We start from the raw sequence: 9,425 nt of genomic DNA on the forward strand, positions 1-9,425 counted from the left end.
ATGAGATAGTTGTAGTGCGGCATATCATTCGCCTCCGTCGGCGCCCTCGTCCGTCAAAGGTTTCGGCCGCGAGCGCTTGAACTGTTTGGGCGCTAAACGAGCTTCGCCCTGAGCTTGATTTCGGCGCCGGTGAGAAGCCGGGAGACCGGGCAATTCCGTTTCGCGTCGTCGGCGAACGTCTGGAATGTTGCTGCATCGATTCCGGGGACGTCGCCCTCGGTATCCAACTCGATCGCGGTGATCTTGAATCCTTCGCCCGCTTTTTCGAGGTGGACTTTCGCCGTCGTCGCAATGCGCTTGGGCGTGTGCCCGGACTGCGCCAAGCCGTGTGCCAGCGCCATGGAAAAGCAACCCGCATGCGCCGCGCCGATGAGCTCTTCGGGATTGGTGCCTTGTCCCTCTTGAAAACGGGACGAAAACGAGTAGCTCCCGGTGAAGGCGCCGCTGCCCAATCGCATGCTTCCTTTTCCCTGAGCGAGATTGCCTTCCCACTCGGCCGATGCGCTTCGTACCGCCATGTTCCCTCCTTTAAGATCTCTAGGTCTAAGACGGTGGGTGGGAAGCTACTGCGCGTCCCGATGGCGGCCCTTCGACTAAGCTCGGGATGAACTTATCCTCGGACCACTCGTGACGTTCCCCGCGCACCGTCTAAGGTATGAGACTTTTCTCCGAAAAGAGAGTTGCACGTTTGTTTTTCCGCATCCTTCCGGGGAGGGGCTATCATAAAGAACGCCACCGAGCCGCGATGTGTTTGCAAAACAATCTTCCCTGATAAGAAAAATGACAGATATTCAGCAAACGTCTGGTGATGATGCACTCGACAAAACCAGGATCTTGCCCTCGTCCGCCGGCAATCGTCCGGGTCCGGCCGCGGTTGCCGCAGACGATGATGCGGAAAAGACGCGGCTGGCGACCCTCGCCCCTAGGGTGCCGGAGGCGCCGCGTCCCGTCGCGGCGCCCGCGCCGAGCGATGATGGCGATTCGACTCGGCTGAGTACCCGGACCGGCCACAGTGTCCCGCTGCCGGTCGAATCCGCGTTAACGGTAAGGCCTTTGCAAATCGGCGACGTCCTCAAGGACCGGTTCGTGCTGGAGCAGGTGCTGGGCGAGGGCGGAATGGGCGTAGTGTTCAAGGCACTGGACCTGCGCAAGAAAGAGGCCAACGACAAAGAGCCCTATGTTGCTTTGAAGGTCCTCAACGAGGATTTTCAGCAAAATCCCGTTTCCCTGATCGCGCTCCAGAGGGAGACCAAACGGGCTCAGACGCTTTCCCATCCGAACATCATCAATGTGTACGACTTCGACAGGGACGACCGGCACGTCTTCATGTCGATGGAATACCTCGAAGGCCAGCCCCTCAACCGATTGATCCGAGAGCTTCCCGAGGGGGGCATGCCGTTCAAGAAGGCCTGGCCGATCATCCAGGGCATGGCGGAAGCGCTGGCCCACGCCCACAAGAAGAACATCGTCCATTCGGATTTCAAGCCGGGCAACGTCTTCATCGACGAGAACGGCGAAGTCAAGGTGCTCGACTTCGGCATCGCCTGCGCCGCGGGCCGAACGGACAAGAAGGGCGGCGACGCGACGGTATTCAATGCCCGCGATCTGGGGGCGCTGACGCCGGCTTATGCGAGTTACGAGATGCTCAAGGACGAGGAGCCGGACCCGCGCGACGATATTTACGCCCTGGCCTGCGTGACTTACGAACTTTTGGCGGGGAAACATCCGTACGCAAAAATTTCGGCGGACGTCGCGGTCGAACTGAAATTGCAGCCCAAGCCCATCTCCGGCTTGAACGGCAGGCAATGGAGAGGTCTCAAGAGAGCCCTCGCCCTCAAGCGCGAGGACCGTACCCCGACGGCCGAGGATTTCATCGGCGATCTGCAGAAGCGGTCGCCGGTGTTCTACGGAAGCTGGGCCGCCGCCACGGTTGTCGTCCTGGCCATCGGCAGCAATGTTTACATGGGCCTGCATAAAGCCAAGGAGCCGCCCAAGATCGCGACCACGCTCACCGCCGAGCAGCACGCGAAAGTCGCGGATCTGCTGGAACTGGCGGACATTCACTTCGAGGTCGGCTATTTGACCGCCCCGACCGGCGCCAATGCTTTGTGGGCCTACCGCGAGGCGCTCAAGATCGATCCCTACAACGAAAAGGCGGCCAGCGGCATACAAAAGATCGCGAACGCCCTGGAGCTGGAGGCATGGAAAGCGTTCGAGCAAGGCAACCGCGTCGATAGCCTGAAGAAAGTATTGGAGGGGCTGGAAGCCGTCCCGAATCACGACGGTCTGCTCAAACTCAAGGGCAAGCTTGAACGTTGACAATGGAGCGTCCCGCGTTTCCGCTCCGTTTCCGGATACGCGGTTCGGGCTCGCACGCTGAGCGCCGGTCCCGAGGGACGGCAAGTCTAGGCACTTGTCATCCCGTCTTTCCGCCATCTCCCGCTATTCCTTGACAGCATTTCAGAAAAATCCGGTCTGTGCGCGGAAATGCCGGAGCTCTGTACGAACTATTGCGTATTTTTGGATAGAACGAAGGGCGGCCTGATCGAAATTATTGGATACGGAGACGTAAGTCCTCGTGTAGCGTCCTGGCAGCTTATCGGATTGGAGTGCCGTAACAAGAGCGGTCCGAGATAGGCGCGCAACTCCGAAAGCACGGAGTACCCTGAATCGAAGGAACGCAGAGGGTCGTCCCGCATGAATGACCGATATCTTCGCCGAAAATTGCCGCTGGGGGCGCTGGCTCTGTTGGGAGTTTTCGGTTTGGGTCTTGTTGCCGGCTGCCGGGAAGAACGGGGCATAGGCGAGTTCAGGCGGGCGCCGCCGGCAGGGGGAACGCCCACCGGCGCGCCCATGGTTGATTTGCGCCCCGGCCCCGAGATGCCGGAGCTGCCGCGATTCCGAAATCCTTTCGCGGGAGACCGGCAGGCCATCGCCGAAGGCAAGGAGCTCTGGGACTGGTTTAACTGCTCCGGCTGTCATGCAAGCGGCGGCGGGGCAATCGGTCCGCCGTTGATGGACGACGAGTGGATCTACGGTCCTCACGACGACAACCTGTTCGCCAGCATCGTCGAGGGCCGGCCCAAGGGTATGCCTGCCTACGGCGGGCGGATTACCGATGTACAGGTCTGGCAGATCATCGCTTACATCCGCACGCTGCAACCCGAGTACGCGGCGACCGGCGCGCCTGAACCCAGGCGCCGGGAATCGGCGGATGAAAGCGGGAAATCGCCCGGCGAGCCGAAACGATGAACCAAGGCGCATGGAATCCGGGCCGGAGCGGGGGGGCACGATGCCGGGTGAAGCGGGTCGTCCTTCCGATTTTCGTCTTGCTGTTCGGCGGCTGTTCCGGGGTTCAGGACGCCACCAATCCGATGAGCCCGCAGGCACAGATGCCGGCCAACCTGTGGTGGGCCATGTGCATCGTGGCCACGCTGATTCTGCTGGCGGTCATGGTTGCGCTTCTGACCGGCGTGTGGCGCTCGCTGGGCCGGCGCGGGGAAGCGCCTCTGAATCGGCGCCAGAGCCGCAATCTGGTGCTCGCCGGCGGCGTGATACTGCCGGCTATCGTACTCCCGATCGTTTTGATTTCCAGCGTGTCGATTCACCGAGAACTTTCGGCGGAGCCGCCGGAAAATGCGCTGACCGTGGAGGTGATCGGACGCCGCTGGTGGTGGGAGATCCGTTACCTCGACGAACAGGATAGGGCGGTCGCGGTTACCGCCAACGAAATCCACATCCCGGTCGGCCGGCCGGTGAAATTCCTGCTCAAATCCAGAGACGTCATCCACAGCTTTTGGGTGCCCAATCTGAGCGGCAAGATGGATCTGATTCCAGGTCAGAGCAACGTCGCTTGGGTCACCGCCGACCGGGCCGGGGAATTTCGCGGCCAGTGCGCCGAGTTCTGCGGCATACAGCATGCGAACATGGCTTTTTGGGTGGTTGCGGAGCCGTCCGAAGTCTTTTCGAACTGGCTGGCTCGGGAGCGCGCTCCGGCGGTCGAGCCCGCCGATCCGGTTCTCGCCAGGGGACAGCAGGTCTTTCTTTCATCGCCGTGCGTACTCTGTCACTCGATCCGCGGGACCGCCGCGCTCGGACGGGTCGCGCCCGATTTGACCCACCTGGCCAGCCGGCGGACTCTCGCGGCCGGAACCCTGCCCAATAATCGCGGCAACCTCGCGGGCTGGATTCTCGATCCTCAGCACGTCAAACCGGGCAACAAGATGCCTCCCGTCAATTATGACGCCGAGAGCCTGCATCCCTTGCTGAGTTATCTGGAGAGCCTGAAATGAAGGAGAAATTTTACACGCAGTCGTCGGCAAGGGATTGCCGGCCTACGAAGGCTGGCGCTTGTTTCGGCCTACATGCTTGCGCCCGAGGTAGGTCGGGAATCCTTTCCCGACAGCTTCGTCGGCAATGGATTGCCGACCTACGATCTTCCCGACTGCCTCAGGACAGGCTCCGTGTTCCCGGCACGGTGGCCTTTCCACCGTTGATTGCCGGAAACGCTGACGCTTATTCCGGCCTACCCGCTTGCGCCCCAAGTAGGTCGGGAATCCTTTCCCGACGCCACGTCCTGGCCGCGCGTGTTCGTCGGCAATGGATTGCCGACCTACGATCGAGAAGTGTACGGACGGGGGCATCCTACATAGGCCGAGATAAGCCCCTCGGCTTCGGTCGGGACAGGCTTCGCGTTCGCGACAAAACGAAAAGGGCATGCCCATGACCGCGAGCACCGAAACGGACCGGCCGGGAGTCACGGATCAGGCGTCGGAGCGCCCGGCGATGTCTCGCAAGGCGGAGGAACTCGACCGGACCTGGTATTCCGCGTCAGGCTTCGTCGGCTGGTTCACCCAAGTGAACCACCGCATGATCGGCAAGCGCTTCATCATTACTTCCTTCATCTTCTTCCTGATGGCAGGAATCGAATCGCTGCTTCTGAGAACCCAGCTCGCGGTGCCGGAAAATTCGTTCCTTACGCCGGATCACTTCAACCAGCTTTTCACCATGCACGGCTCGACCATGATGTTTTTCTTCGCCGTGCCCATGATGGAAGGGCTGGGCATCTATATCGTGCCGCTCATGATCGGGACCCGCGACATGGCTTTTCCCCGCCTGAACGCTTTCGGCTATTACGTATACCTGATCGCCGGAGTGACGCTCTACGCCGCGGGTTTTCTGGGCCATGCGCCGGACGGGGGCTGGTTCGCCTACGTGCCGCTGACGCTGACCCAGTATTCGCCCGGACTCGGTCTGGACTTCTGGGCGACGATGATCACGTTCATCGAAATCTCCGCGCTGGTGGCGGCGGTGGAGCTGATTGTGACCATATTCAAGCAGCGTGCGCCGGGCATGTCGCTCAACCGCATGCCGCTGTTCGTGTGGGCCATGCTGGTGACCATGTTCATGATCGTGTTCGCGATGCCGCCCCTGATGGTGGGCAGCGTCATGCTGGCCCTCGACCGCACGGTGAGCACCCATTTTTTCATGACCTCGGGAGGCGGCGAGCCGCTGCTCTGGCAGCATCTCTTCTGGTTCTTCGGCCATCCGGAGGTCTACATCATCCTGGTGCCGGCGCTCGGCGTCATCTCGTCCATCGTCGTGACCTTTGCGCGGCGGCCCGTCTTCGGCTATACCGCCATGGTGCTCTCGGTGGTGGCCATCGGCTTCGTCGCCTTCGGGCTGTGGGTGCACCACATGTTCACGACCGGCCTTCCGACACTCGGCGTCAGTTTCTTCACCGCGGCAAGCGTGATGATCGCCGTGCCGAGCGGCGTGCAGATATTCTGCTGGATCGCGACGCTATGGGGAGCGAAGCTGCGGTTCGCGACGCCGCTTCTGTTCGTGCTGGGTTTCTTCTTCATCTTCGTGCTCGGCGGGCTGACCGGCGTGATGGTGGCCTCGGTGCCGTTCGATACGCAGGTTCACGACACTTACTTTTTGGTCGCGCACTTCCACTACGTGCTGATCGGCGGGGCGGTGTTCCCGGTGTTCGGCGCGATCTACTACTGGTTCCCCAAAGTCTTCGGGCGCATGCTGAACGAGACCGCCGGCAAGTGGAGCTTCGTCCTGATGTTCGTCGGTTTCAACATGAGCTTTTTCCCGATGCACCAGCTCGGCTTGCAGGGCATGCCGCGCCGGGTCTACACCTATCTGTCCGAATCGGGGTGGTTCGAATTGAGCCTGCTGGCGACCATAGGCGCGTACGTCTTCGCCCTCGGCGTGCTCGTCACCGCGGTCGACGCCCTGCTGAGTTTCCTGCGAAAACCCGACGCGCCGGACAACCCCTGGGGCGGGGATACTCTGGAATGGGCGACAAGTTCGCCTCCGCCCAATTACAACTTCGAGGATATCCCCGTGGTGCGCGGCCGTTGGGCGCTGTGGGAGCGCGGCGAGGAGCCGGCGGGAACGGTGGTGGGACTCCGCTCCGGGCGGCGCGAAGTGCTGGTCACGACGCTGCTCGATGCCGAGCCGCACGCCGTGGCGATTCTGCCGGGACCTACGATCTGGCCTTTTCTTTCCGCCGTCGCGGTGGCGGCGGGTTTTCTCGGCTTCATCCGTCATCCGATCTGGTTCCCGATCGGCTTGCTGCTGACCTTCGTCGGATTCGTCGGATGGCTCTGGCCGCGCGCGGTCGGAGGTTCCGCCGAGGAGGAGCAAGCCCGATGAACGCCGAAACCCGCTTCGATGCCGGCGAGCTTCCACGATTGCCCGCCGACTACAGAGCGCCCTTGTGGTGGGGCATCGTCGGTCTCATCCTGGTCGAATCGGTGGTGTTCGCCACCCTCATCACCAGCTATTTCTATCTCGGCATCGATCAGCCGGAATGGCCGCCGGCGGGCACCAAGACGCCCGATCTGGTCAAGCCGACCCTGGGCACGCTGGTGCTGATGGCCAGCAGCCTGCCGATGCACTGGGCCGACCGCGGCATCACCCGAGGCAACCAAACGGCCCTGCGCTGGGGATTGTTGCTGAGCATCGCGCTGGCGGTGACGTTCTTGGTGCTGAAATACATCGAGTACAGCGAAATGGGGTACCGATGGTATACCCATTCCTACGGCTCCATTTCCTGGACCATCATCGGCTTTCACAGCACCCATGTGGTTGCGCTGATCCTGAAGACGGTCGTGGTCAGCGCTCTCGCATGGATAGGCTACTTCAGCGAGCGGCGCAGTCTGGCGGTGAAGGTCAACGGGATTTACTGGCACTTCGTGGTGGCGGTCTGGATACCGCTGTACGCCACGCTGTACTGGATGCCGCGCGTTTTAAAGTGAGGGAAGAAAGGTGTTGCAGGCCGATGCGGAACGGTATTTCTCGGAGCGTAGCGGTATCGCCGCGCTATGGGCCGGTTTGCTGGCGGGTCCCGTCGCCTGGGCCTTGCACCTTCAAACCAGTTACAGCATCACGCCGTTCTTTCACGGCACCGGGTCGACTCTCGCCCTGTATCTGGTGACTTTGGCGGCCCTGGTGATCGCCGCGGCCGGCGGGTTGATCTCCTGGCGGAATTGGCAAAGGGCAGGGGCGGCGTGGCCGAGCGGAGAAGGCGGGGTGATCGCGCGGAGCCGCTTCATGGCGGTTTCCGGGATGATTGTCAGCGCCTATTTCTTCGTGACCATCCTGGCGCAGGCCGTTCCGATCATGATGCTGCGCTCGTGAGGCCTGCCATGGCACGAAACCGTATTGCGCGCCGAACCGTCATTCCCTCCTTGTCCACTGCGTTCGGTGTTCCCGCATGCGGACATGCTCACGAAGGGAGTTCGGCGATTTCCGGCTTTCAGTGGACCGCCTGGAATTTCGAGCCCTGGGTCCTGTTTTGTCTTGCGCTGTCGGCCGGACTGTTCATGGCCGGATTGCGGCGGCTGTGGCCGAAAGTCGGCGCGGGCCGTCGGGTGCTCATCCAAAAGGCGCTGGCTTATGCCGGGGGATGGCTGCTCATCGCTCTGGCCCTGATTTCGCCCCTGGATCGGCTTTCGAACGAGCTTTTTTCGGCACACATGGTCCAGCACGAGATCCTGATACTGCTCGCCGCGCCGCTGCTGGTCTTGAGCCGTCCGATCGCCTTTGCCCTGTGGGCGTTTCCGCGCGGGTGGCGGAAGTCTCTGACAGGCTATTGCAAAACCGGCTGGGTCGGGCGTTTCTGGCGCAGAATGACCGTGCCCTTGGCGGCCTGGACGATACACGGGGCCGTCATATGGATCTGGCATGCGCCGGTCTTTTTTCAGGCGGCGCTGAGACATGAGGACGTGCACACGCTGCAGCATCTGAGCTTTTTCGTTTCGGCACTGGTGTTCTGGTGGGCGATCATCCGCGGCGGCGAAGGGGCGAGAGGGTACGGGGCCGGGGTGCTATACGTGTTCTCCACGACGGTGCATACCAGCCTGCTAGGAGCGTTGCTGACCTTCAGCAGCCAGCCCTGGTATCCGACCTACGGCGGCTCGGCGGCGGCCGGACTGAGCGCGCTCGAGGATCAGCAGCTCGCGGGGCTCATCATGTGGGTCCCCGCCGGCGCGATCTATCTGGTCATCGCCCTCGGGATGTTCGCCGCCTGGCTGGAGGCGATCGGAAAAAACGCGGGCGGCGCGGCGGGGCACAGCGGGAGCCCGCTCCCGAGGGGACCATGATGTTGAGGGAGTTTTGAAAAAGTTATTTCCCTTTGGAGGGTGTCACAAAAATAGGATGTGCTGAACGCAGTGAAGCGCGGCAATCGCGAACTCTGTAGCTCTGTAGGATGGGTAGAGCGAAGCGAAACCCATCGATAGTGGGTTGGCGAAGCGTAACCCACCCTACGCGGAGTGTGTCCGAGCGGAACGGGGCGTTATACAAGGAGGATTCGACATGGAGCAGCCAAAAACCGGTCAGAGTCCTGTGGCCTATGCTTTGCCCGGCAAGATCGGAACGCGTCTCGGTGTGATGCTCGTCGCGCTCGGCGGTCTGGCCGGGTGGCCGGGAGTCGTGTCGAGTCAAGTTGCCGAATCCCGGGTCCAGGCACAAGCCGTTCCGCCTGCCGAGGCGGAGGACGGCCAATGGACCATGCCGGCCAAGAACTATGCGAGCACCCGCTATAGCGGACTCGACCAGATTACGCCCGAGAACGTCGGGAATCTCAAGCTCGCCTGGTCCTTCTCGACCGGCCTGAATAAGGGGCACGAGGCGGCGCCGCTGGTGATAGGCGATACGATGTACGTCGTCACGCCTTATCCCAATGTTCTCTACGCGCTGGACCTCAAGGAAAAACCGGGCGCGATGAAATGGAAATTCGAGCCGAAACCGGCTGCCGCCGCGCAAGGGGTCGCTTGCTGCGACGTGGTCAATCGTGGGGCGGCCTACGCCGACGGCAAGATTTTCTTCAACACCCTCGACAACCATACTTTCGCGGTGGATGCGAGGACCGGAAAACAGGTCTGGAAGACCAAGCTCGGCGACAT

General features: G+C 61.8%; 8 protein-coding genes and 1 pseudogene. 8 read left to right on the top strand and 1 reads right to left on the bottom strand.

Annotated features, from left to right (window positions below):
* Positions 1-92 precede the first annotated feature (92 nt).
* Positions 93-518, bottom strand: a complete 426-nt coding sequence (locus ABJK70_RS15070) for an OsmC family protein (protein WP_347258368.1) — start codon at positions 516-518, stop codon at positions 93-95.
* A 262-nt stretch (positions 519-780) separates the two neighbouring features.
* Here ABJK70_RS15070 and ABJK70_RS15075 point away from each other — a divergent pair, with 262 nt between their 5' ends.
* From ABJK70_RS15075 to ABJK70_RS15110, 8 genes and pseudogenes are all read left to right on the top strand, one after another.
* On the top strand, positions 781-2,319 hold the full coding sequence (locus ABJK70_RS15075) for a serine/threonine-protein kinase (protein ID WP_156879971.1): 1,539 nt from the start codon (positions 781-783) through the stop codon (positions 2,317-2,319).
* A 378-nt stretch (positions 2,320-2,697) separates the two neighbouring features.
* Positions 2,698-3,252, top strand: a complete 555-nt coding sequence (locus tag ABJK70_RS15080; protein ID WP_156879970.1) for a c-type cytochrome — start codon at positions 2,698-2,700, stop codon at positions 3,250-3,252.
* On the top strand, positions 3,249-4,292 hold the full coding sequence (gene coxB, locus ABJK70_RS15085) for a cytochrome c oxidase subunit II (RefSeq protein ID WP_347258369.1): 1,044 nt from the start codon (positions 3,249-3,251) through the stop codon (positions 4,290-4,292). The genes ABJK70_RS15080 and coxB overlap by 4 nt, the downstream gene beginning before the upstream one ends.
* A 424-nt stretch (positions 4,293-4,716) precedes the next feature.
* Complete coding sequence (gene ctaD, locus ABJK70_RS15090; RefSeq protein ID WP_347258370.1) at positions 4,717-6,669, top strand: cytochrome c oxidase subunit I; 1,953 nt, start codon at positions 4,717-4,719, stop codon at positions 6,667-6,669.
* Complete coding sequence (locus tag ABJK70_RS15095; RefSeq protein WP_347258371.1) at positions 6,666-7,274, top strand: cytochrome c oxidase subunit 3; 609 nt, start codon at positions 6,666-6,668, stop codon at positions 7,272-7,274. Before ctaD ends, ABJK70_RS15095 begins: the two co-directional genes overlap by 4 nt.
* 10 nt (positions 7,275-7,284) lie before the next feature.
* Positions 7,285-7,656, top strand: coding sequence for a hypothetical protein (locus ABJK70_RS15100; protein ID WP_210024205.1), 372 nt, complete (start codon positions 7,285-7,287; stop codon positions 7,654-7,656).
* Positions 7,657-7,664: 8 nt separating this feature from the next.
* A complete protein-coding gene (locus ABJK70_RS15105; protein ID WP_347258372.1) occupies positions 7,665-8,621 on the top strand; it encodes a cytochrome c oxidase assembly protein in 957 nt (318 codons plus the stop codon).
* A 214-nt stretch (positions 8,622-8,835) separates the two neighbouring features.
* Positions 8,836-9,425: pseudogene (locus ABJK70_RS15110) on the top strand (hypothetical protein); the annotation flags it as partial.

Source organism: Methylocaldum sp., from assembly GCF_039794385.1.
Classification (GTDB): Bacteria; Pseudomonadota; Gammaproteobacteria; order Methylococcales; family Methylococcaceae; genus Methylocaldum.